This is a genomic window from Acinetobacter sp. COS3 (assembly GCF_000475335.1).
Lineage (GTDB): Bacteria > Pseudomonadota > Gammaproteobacteria > Pseudomonadales > Moraxellaceae > Acinetobacter > Acinetobacter venetianus.
In genome coordinates this window covers 37,602-52,286 of the sequence record NZ_AXCD01000014.1, presented here as the reverse complement: position 1 = coordinate 52,286, position 14,685 = coordinate 37,602, and the positions used below count along the sequence as shown (strand labels likewise).

At 36.9% G+C, this 14,685-nt stretch carries 18 protein-coding genes; 7 read left to right on the top strand and 11 right to left on the bottom strand.

What is annotated here, in order from left to right:
- Nucleotides 1-14 precede the first annotated feature (14 nt).
- Nucleotides 15-476: a nucleoside deaminase gene (locus tag IO68_RS24705; protein WP_023013268.1), complete on the bottom strand. Its 462-nt coding sequence runs from the start codon at nucleotides 474-476 to the stop codon at nucleotides 15-17.
- Nucleotides 477-809: 333 nt separating this feature from the next.
- On the opposite strand from IO68_RS24705, the gene IO68_RS0116905 reads away from it, so the two are divergent.
- Nucleotides 810-1,067, top strand: a complete 258-nt coding sequence (locus tag IO68_RS0116905; RefSeq protein WP_031234784.1) for a YjhX family toxin — start codon at nucleotides 810-812, stop codon at nucleotides 1,065-1,067.
- Between the two features lie 78 nt (nucleotides 1,068-1,145).
- Complete coding sequence (locus IO68_RS24700) at nucleotides 1,146-1,652, top strand: GNAT family N-acetyltransferase (protein WP_023013266.1); 507 nt, start codon at nucleotides 1,146-1,148, stop codon at nucleotides 1,650-1,652.
- Between the two features lie 81 nt (nucleotides 1,653-1,733).
- Here IO68_RS24700 and IO68_RS24695 read toward each other — a convergent pair whose 3' ends face one another.
- Nucleotides 1,734-2,312 (bottom strand): YceI family protein, encoded by a 579-nt coding sequence (locus tag IO68_RS24695; protein WP_023013265.1) that lies wholly within the window; start codon nucleotides 2,310-2,312, stop codon nucleotides 1,734-1,736.
- A gap of 222 nt (nucleotides 2,313-2,534) precedes the next feature.
- Here IO68_RS24695 and IO68_RS24690 point away from each other — a divergent pair, with 222 nt between their 5' ends.
- Nucleotides 2,535-2,945 carry an OsmC family protein gene (locus IO68_RS24690; RefSeq protein WP_023013264.1) on the top strand — a complete coding sequence of 137 codons (411 nt, stop codon included), beginning with the start codon at nucleotides 2,535-2,537 and terminating at the stop codon, nucleotides 2,943-2,945.
- Between the two features lie 15 nt (nucleotides 2,946-2,960).
- Here IO68_RS24690 and IO68_RS24685 read toward each other — a convergent pair whose 3' ends face one another.
- Both IO68_RS24685 and tkt read right to left on the bottom strand, forming a co-directional pair.
- The gene (locus IO68_RS24685; protein WP_023013263.1) at nucleotides 2,961-3,722 is read right to left on the bottom strand and encodes a hypothetical protein; all 762 of its coding nucleotides are present in this window, start codon (nucleotides 3,720-3,722) and stop codon (nucleotides 2,961-2,963) included.
- A gap of 127 nt (nucleotides 3,723-3,849) precedes the next feature.
- The gene (gene tkt / locus IO68_RS24680; RefSeq protein ID WP_023013262.1) at nucleotides 3,850-5,838 is read right to left on the bottom strand and encodes a transketolase; all 1,989 of its coding nucleotides are present in this window, start codon (nucleotides 5,836-5,838) and stop codon (nucleotides 3,850-3,852) included.
- Between the two features lie 382 nt (nucleotides 5,839-6,220).
- On the opposite strand from tkt, the gene metK reads away from it, so the two are divergent.
- On the top strand, nucleotides 6,221-7,387 hold the full coding sequence (metK, locus tag IO68_RS24675) for a methionine adenosyltransferase (RefSeq protein WP_004879155.1): 1,167 nt from the start codon (nucleotides 6,221-6,223) through the stop codon (nucleotides 7,385-7,387).
- Between the two features lie 58 nt (nucleotides 7,388-7,445).
- Here metK and IO68_RS24670 read toward each other — a convergent pair whose 3' ends face one another.
- On the bottom strand, nucleotides 7,446-7,703 hold the full coding sequence (locus IO68_RS24670) for a hypothetical protein (protein ID WP_004879152.1): 258 nt from the start codon (nucleotides 7,701-7,703) through the stop codon (nucleotides 7,446-7,448).
- Between the two features lie 243 nt (nucleotides 7,704-7,946).
- Between IO68_RS24670 and IO68_RS24665 the strand changes: the two genes are divergently transcribed.
- Nucleotides 7,947-8,129 (top strand): hypothetical protein, encoded by a 183-nt coding sequence (locus IO68_RS24665; RefSeq protein WP_023013260.1) that lies wholly within the window; start codon nucleotides 7,947-7,949, stop codon nucleotides 8,127-8,129.
- A gap of 45 nt (nucleotides 8,130-8,174) precedes the next feature.
- On the opposite strand, the gene IO68_RS24660 is transcribed toward IO68_RS24665, so the two are convergent.
- The 5 genes from IO68_RS24660 to IO68_RS24645 all read right to left on the bottom strand — a co-directional run bounded on the left by IO68_RS24660 (nucleotide 8,175) and on the right by IO68_RS24645 (nucleotide 11,408).
- Nucleotides 8,175-8,732 carry an FxsA family protein gene (locus IO68_RS24660; protein ID WP_023013259.1) on the bottom strand — a complete coding sequence of 186 codons (558 nt, stop codon included), beginning with the start codon at nucleotides 8,730-8,732 and terminating at the stop codon, nucleotides 8,175-8,177.
- Nucleotides 8,733-8,917: 185 nt separating this feature from the next.
- Nucleotides 8,918-9,352, bottom strand: a complete 435-nt coding sequence (locus tag IO68_RS24655) for a DUF333 domain-containing protein (protein WP_023013258.1) — start codon at nucleotides 9,350-9,352, stop codon at nucleotides 8,918-8,920.
- Nucleotides 9,353-9,472: 120 nt separating this feature from the next.
- On the bottom strand, nucleotides 9,473-9,634 hold the full coding sequence (locus IO68_RS33995; RefSeq protein WP_007482405.1) for a hypothetical protein: 162 nt from the start codon (nucleotides 9,632-9,634) through the stop codon (nucleotides 9,473-9,475).
- A 500-nt stretch (nucleotides 9,635-10,134) separates the two neighbouring features.
- Nucleotides 10,135-10,353, bottom strand: coding sequence for a cold-shock protein (locus IO68_RS24650; RefSeq protein ID WP_004879138.1), 219 nt, complete (start codon nucleotides 10,351-10,353; stop codon nucleotides 10,135-10,137).
- Nucleotides 10,354-10,811: 458 nt separating this feature from the next.
- Nucleotides 10,812-11,408, bottom strand: a complete 597-nt coding sequence (locus IO68_RS24645; protein ID WP_023013257.1) for a LysE/ArgO family amino acid transporter — start codon at nucleotides 11,406-11,408, stop codon at nucleotides 10,812-10,814.
- Nucleotides 11,409-11,556: 148 nt separating this feature from the next.
- On the opposite strand from IO68_RS24645, the gene IO68_RS24640 reads away from it, so the two are divergent.
- Complete coding sequence (locus IO68_RS24640; RefSeq protein ID WP_023013256.1) at nucleotides 11,557-12,444, top strand: LysR family transcriptional regulator ArgP; 888 nt, start codon at nucleotides 11,557-11,559, stop codon at nucleotides 12,442-12,444.
- Between the two features lie 124 nt (nucleotides 12,445-12,568).
- Nucleotides 12,569-13,114 carry a crossover junction endodeoxyribonuclease RuvC gene (ruvC, locus tag IO68_RS24635; protein WP_004879133.1) on the top strand — a complete coding sequence of 182 codons (546 nt, stop codon included), beginning with the start codon at nucleotides 12,569-12,571 and terminating at the stop codon, nucleotides 13,112-13,114.
- Nucleotides 13,115-13,116: 2 nt separating this feature from the next.
- On the opposite strand, the gene IO68_RS24630 is transcribed toward ruvC, so the two are convergent.
- Complete coding sequence (locus tag IO68_RS24630; protein WP_023013255.1) at nucleotides 13,117-14,673, bottom strand: bifunctional ADP-dependent NAD(P)H-hydrate dehydratase/NAD(P)H-hydrate epimerase; 1,557 nt, start codon at nucleotides 14,671-14,673, stop codon at nucleotides 13,117-13,119.
- Nucleotides 14,674-14,685 lie beyond the last annotated feature (12 nt).

Sequence of the window (14,685 nt, the reverse complement as noted above, 5' to 3'; positions counted from 1 at the left end):
AAGTGCACATAAAGTTATTTCTCTTGATAGCTTTGCCATAACTTATATAAATCTAAGTTCTGCAACGGCGTAATTTGTTTAAATATTAATCCCTCTTGTTTTTCAGGCGGCATTCTCAGCATTTCAGCAAGATTTGCTGTCGATAATGAAAATGGTTCTGCATCAGCATTGGAAAATGCATAACGCACTTGGTTAATTCCTGCCATACGCATCGCAGCTAAACACATCGGACAAGGCTGCCCACTTGCATAGACGATACAACCCTCTAAATTAGGATTACCCAAAATTTTGCCAGCTTCCCGTAATGCTGATAGCTCAGCATGTGCTGTAGGATCATTGGTTAATTTGATTTGGTTGACACCTGTAGCAATGATTTCACCATTTCTCACAACCAATGCTGCAAAAGGTCTACCACCTGATTTTGCATTTTCTAATGCTAAATCTACTGCTTTCTGTATAAACAGTTGATCATCCATCTTTGTCTTACCTTAATAATAAAATTCAAGCTATATGTTTAAAGGCTTTTAATAAATAATGCTTTTATTATAAATTGATCAAGAAAATCAGACTACACATGATCATAACCACATTACAAATAAAGTAAAATTCACATAATCCTTTACTTTAAATATAAGCACCTATATATTCAAATCATATATTTCATATCCAATCTACATCGAGGATTTTATGTTGGAGATAGCAGTAATCTGATAACCATATTTCAATGAAAATTTGAAATGGGTTATCAACGCGAATTTTCAGGCTGCATGCCTATCTTTGCTTTTGATTACTTATATCAGGATTCCAACATGAACCTATCCAAGCCTGAACAACGGACTTTACACGTCTTAGCCAAAGGCGGAAAAATAGTAAAACTCAAAAATGAATCTGGACAACTCATCGCTGTAGAATGCTATAGCCGTAAAGGTTTTGTCTTATCCGATTGCACACTCGATGTTTTTCAAAAACTTAAAAAGAAACGATTGATCAAATCACAGGAAGGACAACCCTATCAAATCAATTTGAATGGGCTTAGAAACGTACGACCTCAATTCGATAATCAATAAACATCCTTAACAATCATCTGATGAAGCAACAACACAATTTTGCTTCGTCAGTAATTTAAAAACATATAGGCAATTAAAATGAATATTCATATCCGTGATGAACAAAACACTGACATCCAAGCAATTTTTGATTTAACCACAGCAGCATTTAATGATGAAGAATACTCTAGCCATACAGAGCAATTTATCGTAAATGCGCTTAGAGCAGCCAAACAACTTACTGTCTCTTTAGTTGCTGAAACTCATGGCAAAATCGTTGGTCATATCGCCTTTTCACCTGTCTCCATTTCCGATGGTACGACAGACTGGTATGGCTTAGGTCCTATTTCCGTTATTCCTGAATATCAAAGAAAAGGTATAGGCTCTGAACTTATGAAAGAAGGTTTGAATAGAATCAAGGCACTAAATGCAAAAGGATGCGTATTACTCGGTGATCCTAATTATTATGGAAAATTTGGGTTTAAGGCAGATGCTAATTTAATCTTAGAAGGTGTTCCAGCAGAGTATTTTCAAATTCTTGCTTTTACCGACCATATACCAAGTGGCTATGTCATCTATTCAGATGCATTTAATGTAACATCATAGTTATTCGCTTTAATGACATTATAAATAAAAAAGCTCACGAATATTCATCGTGAGCTTTTTTAACATTTAAGTGTATAACTATTACTTCGCTACTGTTGCTTCAGTCGTAATATTTACAGTGATCTTATCGCCAACGTTTGGTACATAGTTTCCGATACCAAATGCAGAACGATCAAATGAAGTTGTTGCATTAAATCCAATCGCAGGTACTTTTGCCATTGGGTGCTCACCCTGCTTATTCAATACTGCATCCAATACAACTGGCTTAGTAATACCCTTAACAGTTAAGTCACCTGTAATTTTGAAATGCTTTTTATCTTTGGTTTCTACTTTAGTACTTTTAAAAGTAATGTTTGGGTACTTAGCTGCATTAAACCAAGCTTCTTCTTGGAACTCTTTATCTAAAGCCGCTACGTTAGTATTTACGCTGCTTAAAGGAATTGTCACTTCTACTGATGAATTTGCAGGTTTCGCATTATCAACTTTAATAACACCTTGAATATCAGTGAAGTTAGCGCTTGGTGTAGAAAAACCAAAGTGATTCCAACTAAATACTGTTGCTGTATGTGTTGGGTCAATTTTATAGTCTACTGGGGCAGCTAATGTTACAGAACTTGCTAAAGCGAATGCTAAACCGAGGCTTAATGTTTTGAATTGCATTTTTGGTATCCTTGTTTGATATGAGTATTAGTGTATACATCAAGTATTTTTATTCACTATTCTTTATAAAACGATATGTTTCATCGGTGCAACAATAAAAGTATTACGCAGCCCAGCTAAACAACATATGATTAGACTATTCGATACTACACAATCAGTAGTGAACACTGCATGATTAGGTACAATCCTTTTTATTTTTAAAGATAAACAATAAGGTAAAACATGACTCATTCAGCACAAGCATTAAGTACAGCAACTCCCTATCGTGTAACACTTACAGATACTTCTGGTCATACATGGTATGCAGATGAGCCTATGGACAAAGGTGGGCAAGATACTGCACCAAATCCAATACAACTTGTTCTTTCCGCTCTTGGAGCATGTACCACGATTACGTTAGAAATGTATGCAAATCACAAAGGTATTAAGCTTGAGCATGTTCAAGTTGATTTAGCATTAAACCCAAATGTTGATCCTGAATCAGGACAAAATAATATTGAACGCAAGATTATACTAAAAGGTGAATTTACCGAAGATCAACATAAACGATTACTCAAAGTTGCTGAGAGCTGCCCTGTTCATAAACTACTAACTTCTAATATTTCGATTCAGAGTGAATTAAGTATCGGGTAAAATTTAAGGTGTTGCTCAATAGATCCCCTGATCAACACCCTTTTTCCATTCCAGCACATAATTGCTATTACCTCGATCAAAAGTATACCCTTTTTTCTTTAATTCATAATATTTATCAATAAAATATTGTCGAATATTTTCATCAACATTCCAAATGGATACTATCTGTTTTACTCTATGGCATCGTAATTCATTTTCTGCCAAATAATCATCATAACCACCTGTTATTTTCTGAGTTGCATAATCAATCAGACTATATGAGGATGGATGCTCTATACACAGTTTTGATAAAAGTTCAGTATCAAACAATTCATACTGAAACATTTCCAAGAAATCTTGTATATATTTTAAAGAAGTATTTTCTTCATTCCATAAACTATATTGAATATAATTTTGAGCAAATAAATTTAAAAACAATACTTCTTGCCACCCCCAATCATCTACTTTTGATTTTTCAATCATATGAAAAATATCAATATGATAATTAACATGTTCTTCTACTAATAAATCAAGAAATCGAGGTAAAAAATATTTAAACTCTTCTAATGAAATATTAGATATACAACCACCCACTCCATATCTTCTTAGTAAAATTTTAGACTTAAGATTTTTAAGTGGTGTTTCTACAAGGTATTTAAGCGTATCCATTTCATATTGGTCACATATTCGACAAATATTTATTTGATTTATTGAGATAGTCCCCCTATCAAATAATTTATAGGCGTCAATTACCAACAAACGAAGCAAGTCCAATTCTTTTTGTTGTTCAGTTCTCATCTTTTTCCATGTAAATAGCTTTTTTATAATATATTTTGAACTATTTGGCCCAATTATTCACTTATTAGATATCTTAAATACAAAAAAGCGCCCTAATTAGAACGCTTTTTTATACCACTTAATTTGATTAAGCAGTCAGTTCTTTAACCGCAGCAACAACCGCTTCAGTCGTAATACCGAAGAATTGGAACAAGTCTTTTGCTGGTGCAGATTCGCCGTAAGTGGTCATACCGATCACTTTGCCGTCTAAACCAACAAACTTCCACCAGTAATCAACATGAGCCGCTTCAACCGCTACACGCGCCCGGATGTGTGCAGGCAATACCGCTTCACGATATGCAGCATCTTGCTTCATGAATTCTTCAGCACATGGCATAGACACTACACGCACACCTTCAAGTTGTGCATATGCTTCCATTGCCAATGAAACTTCTGAACCTGTTGCAATGATGATTGCCTTCAATTCACCTTTCTCTTCAGCAAGTACATAACCACCTTTTGCAACGTTTTGAATTTGAGCTTCATTACGCGCTTGGAATGGTAAGTTTTGACGAGAGAAAATTAATGCTGATGGGCCATCTTTACGTTGAAGTGCCGATTTCCAAGAAACAGCTGCTTCAACTGTGTCACATGGACGCCAAGTATTTAAGTTTGGTGTACCGCGTAACGATGCAATTTGTTCAATTGGTTGATGCGTAGGACCATCTTCACCTAAACCAATCGAGTCATGTGTATAAACATGAATCACACGTTGCTTCATTAATGCAGACATACGTACTGCATTACGCGCATATTCCATAAACATCAAGAATGTTGCAACGTAAGGAACAAAGCCACCGTGTAAAGCCACACCATTCGCAATTGCGGTCATACCGAATTCACGAACGCCGTAATACACATAGTTACCCGCTGGGTTTTCTTGTACGCCTTGGCAACCTTTCCAAAGTGTTAAGTTAGAACCCGCCAAGTCAGCAGAACCACCTAATAATTCAGGCAGTAATGGACCAAATGCTTGTAATGTATTTTGGCTTGCTTTACGTGTAGCAATGGTTTCAGCTTTAGCATTTGTTTCAGCAATGAAAGCATCTGCTTGTGCAGCAAATTCAGCAGGTAAATCACCATTGATACGGCGTAATAATTCAGCCGCCTCAGTTGGATATTTTGCTTGATATTGAGCAAACAATTCATTCCACGCAGCTTCAGAGGTTTGACCTTTTGCTTTTGCATCCCAAGCTGCATATACATCTTCAGGGATAACAAAGGAATCTTCTTTCCAACCTAATGCTTCGCGAGTTAAAACGATTTCGTCTTTACCCAAAGGCGCACCATGGCAATCTTCTTTACCTTGTTTGTTTGGTGAACCTAGACCGATAATCGTTTTACAGATAATAATGGTTGGCTTATTAGTTTCAGCTTTTGCTTCTACAGTCGCTTGGCGAATTGCATCTGCATCATGACCATCTACACGAAGTACTTGCCAGCCATAAGCGTTAAAACGTTGCTCAGTGTCATCACTGAACCAACCTTCTACTTCACCATCAATCGAGATACCGTTGTCATCATAATAAACAACAAGCTTACCTAAACCTAAAGTACCTGCAAGTGAACATACTTCGTGAGAAATACCTTCCATTAAGCAGCCATCACCCAAGAAACAATAAGTGAAGTGATCAATAACGTTTAAGTCATCTTTGTTGAACTGAGCAGCTAATGTTTTTTCAGCTAAAGCGAAGCCAACAGCATTGGCGATACCTTGACCTAATGGACCTGTCGTTGTTTCGATACCCGGTGCATAACCATATTCTGGGTGACCTGGTGTTTTAGAATGTAACTGACGGAATTGCTTTAAATCTTCAATAGATAAGTCATAACCTGTTAAATGCAATAAAGCATATTGCAACATAGAACCATGACCATTTGACAATACAAAGCGGTCGCGGTTCGCCCATTGTGGGTTTGTTGGGTTATGATTTAAAAACTCACGCCATACGACGTCAGCGATATCTGCCATCCCCATTGGTGCACCTGGATGCCCTGAGTTTGCCTGTTGCACAGCATCCATTGCCAAGACACGAATTGCGTTAGCAATACGACGTTCATTTAAAGGGGTTGTCATAAGTCAGAATCCGATTAAATCAATGTGATAAAGAAGACGAGAAATCATCTTTCAAAAATTGAGACTATTGTCTTAAAAAAACGACATGGGGTAAAGTCTAATACACGATATTTCTTATATTTCGATCATTCATTTTCAATTATGTGAACAAATGTTCACAGCGTAAGCAAAAGTAAATATCTCTGGTTTGTAGAATCTATTCGCTTATTCAGAAAAATATTAAAAATCAATCCTCACATATAAGCTTTACTGATACACATATCAATAAAAACACAATGAAAATGCAATAAATTTATGGTTTTTAGTCAGCTTGTGCTAGTCCTATGAGCCAAGTCGATGTAACATACTCTGTCTTTTTGAAAATAACCATGATAGGACGTTCATGCGCGAGTATGCTGTTTTTACTTCAGAATCTGTAAGCGAAGGTCATCCAGACAAAATGGCTGACCAAATTAGTGATGCGATTTTAGATGCAATCCTAAGAGAAGACCCGTATGCACGTGTCGCTTGTGAAACATTAGTAAAAACAGGCGCGGTTGTTCTTGCTGGTGAAATCACAACAACGGCTAACGTTGATTTTGAAGCGATCGTACGTCAAACCGTAAATGGTATTGGCTACCACCACTCTGACTTAGGTTTTGATGGTTCAACTTGTGCCGTAATCAATATGATCGGAAAACAATCTCCTGAGATTGCACAAGGTGTAGATCGTCAAAAACCTGAAGATCAAGGTGCTGGTGACCAAGGTCTAATGTTCGGTTATGCAAGCCGTGAGACAGATGTGCTTATGCCTGCACCGATTTCTTACGCACACCGTTTAATGGAGCGTCAAGCAGAGTTACGTCGTTCAGGTGCTTTACCTTGGTTACGTCCAGATGCAAAAAGCCAAGTTACTTTTGCTTATGAAAATGGCAAACCTGTTCGCTTAGATGCTGTCGTGCTTTCGACTCAACATGACCCAGAAATTACTCAAGCTCAGTTGAAAGAAGCTGTGATTGAAGAGATTGTTAAGCCAATCATTCCTGCTGAAATGTTCCATGCAGGCACAAAATTCCATATCAACCCAACAGGTATGTTTGTAATCGGCGGCCCTGTAGGTGACTGTGGTTTAACTGGTCGTAAAATTATCGTTGATACATACGGCGGTATGGCGCGTCACGGTGGTGGTGCATTCTCTGGTAAAGACCCATCTAAAGTTGACCGTTCAGCTGCATATGCTGGTCGTTATGTCGCCAAAAATATTGTTGCTGCTGGCCTTGCTGATAAATGTGAAATCCAAGTGAGCTATGCAATTGGTGTTGCTGAACCAACCTCAATTTCAATCAATACCTTCAATACTGGTAAAGTATCTGATGAGTTGATCATTCAACTTGTTCGTGAACATTTTGACTTACGTCCATATGGCATCACACGCATGCTTAACCTTATTCAACCTATGTATAAGCAAACAGCTGCTTATGGTCACTTTGGCCGTGAAGGTTCAGATACAGCATTTACTTGGGAAAAAACTGACAAAGTTGAAATCCTTAAGGATGCAGCAGGTCTTTAATTGCTCTGCATCAATTAGTAAAAAGCTCGCATTTTGCGAGCTTTTTTTATTCCCCAATCTAATTTCCCGAATTCATATTGTCTTGCTTTAAAACTTCAAAAATAGACGTATTTTGAACAGGTTGCTCTTCTTGATGATGTTGCGAATACAAATGTGCAAGTTTTACGATAACCACAACAGCTAAACACGCAGCAACACAGAACATCCACATACCGTAAGGGCTGCGAATATGTTGAGAACCACAGTAAGGACATTCCTTATCTGTAGACGCGACCACCTTGTCGCAACATGCACAATGATATTGATATAACATCATTTGTTCCTCCCACTCGTTATTTTTTATTTTCTTTTTACAACAATTTTCACCGTTGTACTTTTATCCTATGAAAAAAAAAACGAGATTACAATGCAGTTATATGACCGATTCTTTCAAATTTACAAAGTTTTTATGTCAATTTAATGAACTACGAGTATTTTTAATTTTTTCTACAGAAGCGTATTATTTTGATCTTTCACATAATTTGCTAAAATATTGCTTTAAATTTATGGAAATAGCAGCATGACTCAATTAATCAACAAAGGTGGATTTCGTGAACGTGCCAACCGTAGTCGAAAATACAAACAGTCAGAAAATGAGGTGACCACTTTGCCACCGAGCCAATACCAACCCCAAGATAAAGAAACAGGTACGGTTCAGAAAATTAAAAACAGTCAAAATGACGAGACAAACATCAAGCCATAAAAAAAGCACACTTTTGATTGTGTGCTTTTCTATAACTAAACCGAATTAGTTTACATCTTTAAATTCAATTTTCTTTTGATCTGGTTTTACTTCACGCGCTTCACCATCAATCACCGTTGAGTCACGATATTGCCCGCCTTGTTGGTTTTGCATTTCTTGCATCTGACGCATTAAATCAGCAAATGGACTTTGTCCTGAAGCACCACCGCCCATACCACCCATCATTTGGTCCATCATCGCTTGTTGACGCTTTGCCATTGTTTTCATCAATGCATTGCGGAAAGCTGTTTGTACCGATGGGATTAACACTAAAACGGCGATCACATCAGAAATCAAACCTGGTAGCATTAAAAAGAAACCAGACATCGCTATTGCTAGTTTCTTAGTTACCGCTGGATCAGCACCTAACTGCCCTGTCATTTGCATTTGTTGTAACTGAGGCATGATACCTGACGTGCTTGAACGCAGCATATTTAAGCCAATGAAAAATGCGATAATAAACCAGAAGAATACATACCACATACTTCCAACGAGATCGCCCACGCCGATCCAAACCAACACTTCAGCAATTGTGCCAAAAACCACGATAAGAAGTAGATTCATGTTAAATCTCAAAATAAAACAATGTGCATATTGATAAAACAATGCTGACACATTTAATAAAATAAACTCAATAAATTATTTGATGGGTTCTTTTCTAAATTTATCAAGTCTGATGTTTATGTTTATTACATAAAAAAGCTCTCAGTTGAAATCAATCAATTGAGAGCCTAGAAAGAATTTATAAATTAACCACAAGTTGCATTGGTAAACTTTTTAGATTGTGGATCAATCGTTACTGTAACGCGGTTCTCTCGATAATCCATAGTTACAGGTTGATTAGGCCCAACACTACGCACGATCTCAGACTTGGTTTTTTGCTTAATTTGTTCTTCGCTAAGTCCTGATTGACCAATTAACTTTTTTGCCTCATCAGCAACACATTTCGGTTGGCTAGCACGGAATAGCTCCCACTCCTCCACCACCTGACCATTTGGCAACGTGCAGTATCCAACCTGACCATTTGTTTCATTTCTAATTTCCAACTGACCACCTTGCTCAACGCAATATTTACTTGCTGGATTCGCCATACCAATTTTTGGTGGCATATCGTCTTTATTTGGAGTTGAAGAACACGCTGCCAATGACATAACAACTGCACCTAAAAGTAAGATCTTTTTCATATTTTTGAATTCTTGCAAAAAAATTTAATATAGCAAACAAATGATAAATTTATGTCTATGAATTGAAACAAAGAACTCCAGTTATGATTAACTCATCGTTTAGTTCAACGAATTAAATCATCATTGAATAATGATGTACTCAAGCCGAATAGCCTGATCAACCAAATAATGATCTTTGATAATATAAAAATATGGTCTCGTGTTTACCCACTCATCCATTTCCAAAATGGCTTCTGTATAACCCATCACTGCTGAAAAATCTTTTACTTGTAAAATATCCATAGGCTTATCCCTTTTCTTATAGATATAAGCCTAACATAGAGTAAATATTTCCTTGTAGCTCAAAGCTCAATCTTGCCAGTCATTTTATATTTTTATAATTTGTTTTGGCTAAATTTCAAACATTAAAAAAGCACCCGAAGGTGCTTTCTTTCTCTTATAAGCCTGTTGCGATCAGAACCACAAAACTGAACAACAACGAACCTAAAGATCTTTTACAATGTACATGAACTTCTTGCTCAAACCCTTGAGAGTATCGCTCTAAGTTTTCCATAACCTAATGCTCATTTAATGTACTGCAATTATTAATTTGCCTAAATAATGTATGAAATGAAATTAGCAAAAAGTCGTAGATCAAGCTAGGGTAAAAATTTAAACATATGGTCAATTAGTGACAAAATTAAGCAATTTCACTTAAATTTCTAATGGTTTTTTGCAATTTTTCTAAATTATTAATATTCAAATAAAAAAGCCCACCAAAGTGAGCTTTTTTATATTTATTCTTAGTTTTGAGCAACTACAGTAATAGCAGTTGCTTGAGGTCCTTTTTTACCTTCAGCTACAGTAAAAGATACACGTTGTCCTTCATGAAGAACTCTAAAGCCGTTGCTTTGGATTTCGCTAAAGTGAGCAAAAACATCTTGTCCAGAATCAGCATGAATAAAACCAAAACCTTTAGTTTCATTGAACCATTTAACTGTACCAGTCACAGTGTTAGACATAAATTTAACCTATTTGAAAATTCGTAATACTTAGCAGCAAATAACTTGGAATAATAAAACTATGACACTAAAATCTGATAAAACGAGAAGTTTGGACAAACATACGAAATTAGAGATTTGCTGAATCAACAGAGTTATTCTTCTAGTTAACTATCACTATACACGACTTTACTTTTTATAAGCAATCCCTATTGCTTCAACCACTCATATAAATGGATGACATAACATTCAAAAACTAAGATTGAGCTACGAAAACCATTTCCAAAATTATTTAACTTCAATACTTTTCAATAATATAGATTAAGAAAAACAAGTCAAATAGATAAGATTTTCAATTAAATTCTCTTACATTTTTCTTCTTATGCAATTGATCAAGTTTCAGCAACCTATTTTGAATAACGAAAAAGTAAATATGATTAAAAATCATCCCACACATCAATTTTTAACCCGTTCCAATTTTAAATAATTAACATCGTAGCAATTGTCCACATTGTGATCCCAATTAAAACGTCTAAAATTTTCCAAGATGTCGCTCTTTTAAATAAAGGAAGTAACATCTTAGCCCCGTAGCCTACTGAAAAGAAAAATATCCAAGAAGCGAGTATTGTGCCTGCCGCAAACTGATACAGTTGATCCGAAAATTGCACTGAAATTGATCCGATCAAGATAATCGCATCCAAATACACATGTGGGTTTAACCAAGTGAATGCTAAGCATATTCCGATACTTTTGAGTAACGAATCTTTTTCAATATCACTTGGGTTTAGCGAAGAAGAATTTTTTATAGCTGAATAGAAATTACGCAATCCGTAAAAGAATAAAAATGCTGCACCAAAATATTTGCTCACGGTAAGGAGAAGTGGAAAGTTAGCAATAACTTTGGAGAATCCTGTTACGCCGAAGTAAATCAAAATAGAATCAGATAATGCACAGATAAAACAAACCCAGAATACATACTGCTGCTTTAAACCTTGTTTTAATACGAATGCATTTTGCGCCCCTATTGCTAAAATCAGAGAGAAGCCAATTCCAAGCCCATATACAAATGCACTCATTCAATTTTTCCACAAACTAAAAATATTAAAGGGATTTATTTCTTTACACATTCAGATCACGCTGAAAGATTGTTATTATCTTTTTTTTAATTTTTAATTCAGTAAAATTAAGTTTCTTTCAGTTCAACTAAGTTTTTTTAAGGAAATTATGCTCGATAGCAAACAATGTGAAGCTTTCTTTGCTGTTGCAGAGACAGGTAGCTTTGAACATGCAGGCCAAAGACTGTGTATTACCCCATCTGCTGTGACATTGAGGGTTCAAGCACTTGAGAAGCATTTAGGTCAGCTCTTGCTGGTACGTGGCAGACCTTGCGTTTTAACTCAATCAGGTCTACATCTATTTGAATATTTACAACATAGTCGGCGTTTAGAACAAAATTTGTTATATAGTCTCACAGGCAAATCTGAATCTAATTATTTTAAAATGACAATCGCAACGAACGCTGATTCATTAGCAACGTGGTTGCTTCCCACACTGAAAGATGTGCTCATCCAAGAAAAAATTATGGTTGAATTTAATTGTGCCGATCAGTCGCATACTTATTCATTACTGGAAAATGGAACAGTCAATGCATGTATTTCTATCGAAAGTGCAGCCATGAAGGGTTGTAATGCCATATATTTGGGATCTATGCGCTATAAAATGGTTTCAACGCCATTGTTTCAAAAAAAATGGTTTAAGAATGGAATCACGAGAGAAAGCTTAAGGACTGCCCCTGCAATTATTTTCAATCACAAAGATCACACCCATTTTGACGTACTTGAAAAAATGTTTGGGTTAACAAAAGGCACTTATCCATGTCACCTTATCCCATCTTCAGAATCCTTTGTCACGGCAATCCAGCTTGGCTTGGGATATGGCATGGTTCCAGAACTTCAACTCGAACAATCCCTTAAAGATAAAATTTTAGTCGAGATTTTACCCGAAGCTGAAACAGATATTGCTTTATATTGGCACCATTGGAATCAACAATCTGCTCCTCTTCAAGCCTTAACGACACATATTGTCCAAAAAGCGAAAATAGTTTTGAGGTAGCTCAAAATATGAGCTGCCTACAAAACTACCTATTTCTTTAAAATTCAAAATAATACAAAAAAAATATACAGCTAAAAGCCTTATATGTAACAATATCAACAATCTTTTATTCTTATAGTGCTGCATGTCATTAATTATTGGTATTGACCCTGGTTCACGCTTAACAGGTTACGGAATTATTGAGAAAGATGGCAACAAGTTACGTTTTGTCGATGCAGGCACGATTCGTACTGAAACACAGGAAATGCCCGAACGTTTGAAACGTATTTTTGCAGGTGTAGAGCGTATCGTTAAATTTCACGGGCCAACAGAAGCTGCGGTAGAGCAAGTCTTCATGGCACAAAATCCTGATTCTGCACTAAAGCTTGGTCAAGCGCGTGGTGCAGCCATCGCGGCATTGGTGAATTTGGATTTACAAGTGGCAGAATACACAGCGCGTCAGATTAAACAATCTGTCGTGGGTTATGGCGCGGCAGATAAAGAACAAGTCCAAATGATGGTGATGCGCTTGTTAAACTTGAGCATTAAACCCCAAGCAGATGCGGCCGATGCCCTTGCTGCTGCTATTTGTCATGCACACGCTTCAGGAAGTATGAGCAAAATGGCTGTGCTGAATGCTTTAGGTGGGATGGCAAGAGGAAGAAGCCGCTCCAGTACTAGAAGGCGTTAATATTAATGATTAACGACTTCACAAATCACTTTCCCCATATCATGCGCTTGCAAACCCCTCATACCTTTTTCAGCCAGTAAATCTCCTGCCTGTGCATGTAAGCTAACAATTGCATGTAATGCAATTTGTTCATGAAATTGAGCTTTTAAACTCGCAATCATGCCAGCCAATACATCTCCCATGCCTCCTGTCCCCATACCTGCATTACCTTGAGTACAGATAAATAATTCGCTTTCCAAGATTAAACTACCAGCACCTTTTAGCACCCATTGCCCGGCATATTTTTGCTGTAGTTGGTGAATCGCTGCAATGCGATCTTGTTCAATCTCTGCTGCTGTACAATCTAATAAAGTTGCTGCTTCGCCTGAATGTGGAGTCGCATAGATATGATCATTTAATTGTTGCGGATGCTTTGCCAAAAACCAAAGTCCATCTGCATCAAGCACAACTTCTAAATGTGTGTTTTGATTGAGTAAATCGAACCATTGCTGATAAATCCGCTCTGCCCATTGATCACGTCCTAAGCCCATTCCAAAACAGACCGCATCGACTTGCTTTAATAGTTGTTGAATCAGGTCTTGATCTAACGCATTAATATCTCGAACCATAATATTGGGCGAACGTGACAAAATCGCTTGATGATGTTTGCTATGACAAATCACAGTCACTTTGCCAGCACCTGCATGAAAAGCGGCTTCAGCTGACATAATCACTGCTCCGCCCATATCCGCATGACCGCCAACAACGAGTACATGCCCGTAACTGCCTTTGTGACCAAATGCCTGACGTTTCGGCAATACAATTTTTTCAGGTGATAAATAGGCAAGTGGTTTTAATGCTGTATCAATTGGAATCAGGCTGACTAAGTGCAATTGACCGACATATTCTTTGCCTTGTCCCGTAAATAAGCCTGCTTTATACCCCAAAATGGTAAAGGTATGATCCGCTTGTATTGCACAAGGTAAAACTTGTCCTGTATTGGCATGTAGTCCACTGGGAATATCAATCGAGATTTTTAAACCTGTTTGTGCATTAAAACACTGAATAATTTTTTGCCAACCTTCATTTAGCGCTCTATTTAAGCCAATCCCAAATAACGCATCGATATGACAATCAACCTTTCTTAGCATCTCCTTATAGGGATGAGGGGTATACTCCACAAGATCACCAATGACATTGCTATTTAAATCTGTAGACGACTCGTTCTGAAAAATAGAAGCTGCAATATCATTTATTGGCTTCATTTCAACTTGCTGAGATTCAGCATACGCATAGGCATGTTTTAAATCAGTAGAACTTCCCATTTCAGTTGAGAGTACCGTTACATCGAAACCTGATTGCTTTAAAAATGCAGCAATATAATAACCATCACCAGCATTGTTCCCCTGCCCACACCACACAGCGATATTTTGGATATTTTGTTGATGAAATTGCTCAATCAGTTGCTGCGATATTGACCAAGCTGCTTGTTGCATTAATCCTAAAGAGGAATTTTGCTGAGCAAACCAACGCTGCTCCCATGCTTGAATACTTTGGCTATGGTAAACTGAACGTTGCATATTATCCCCTAT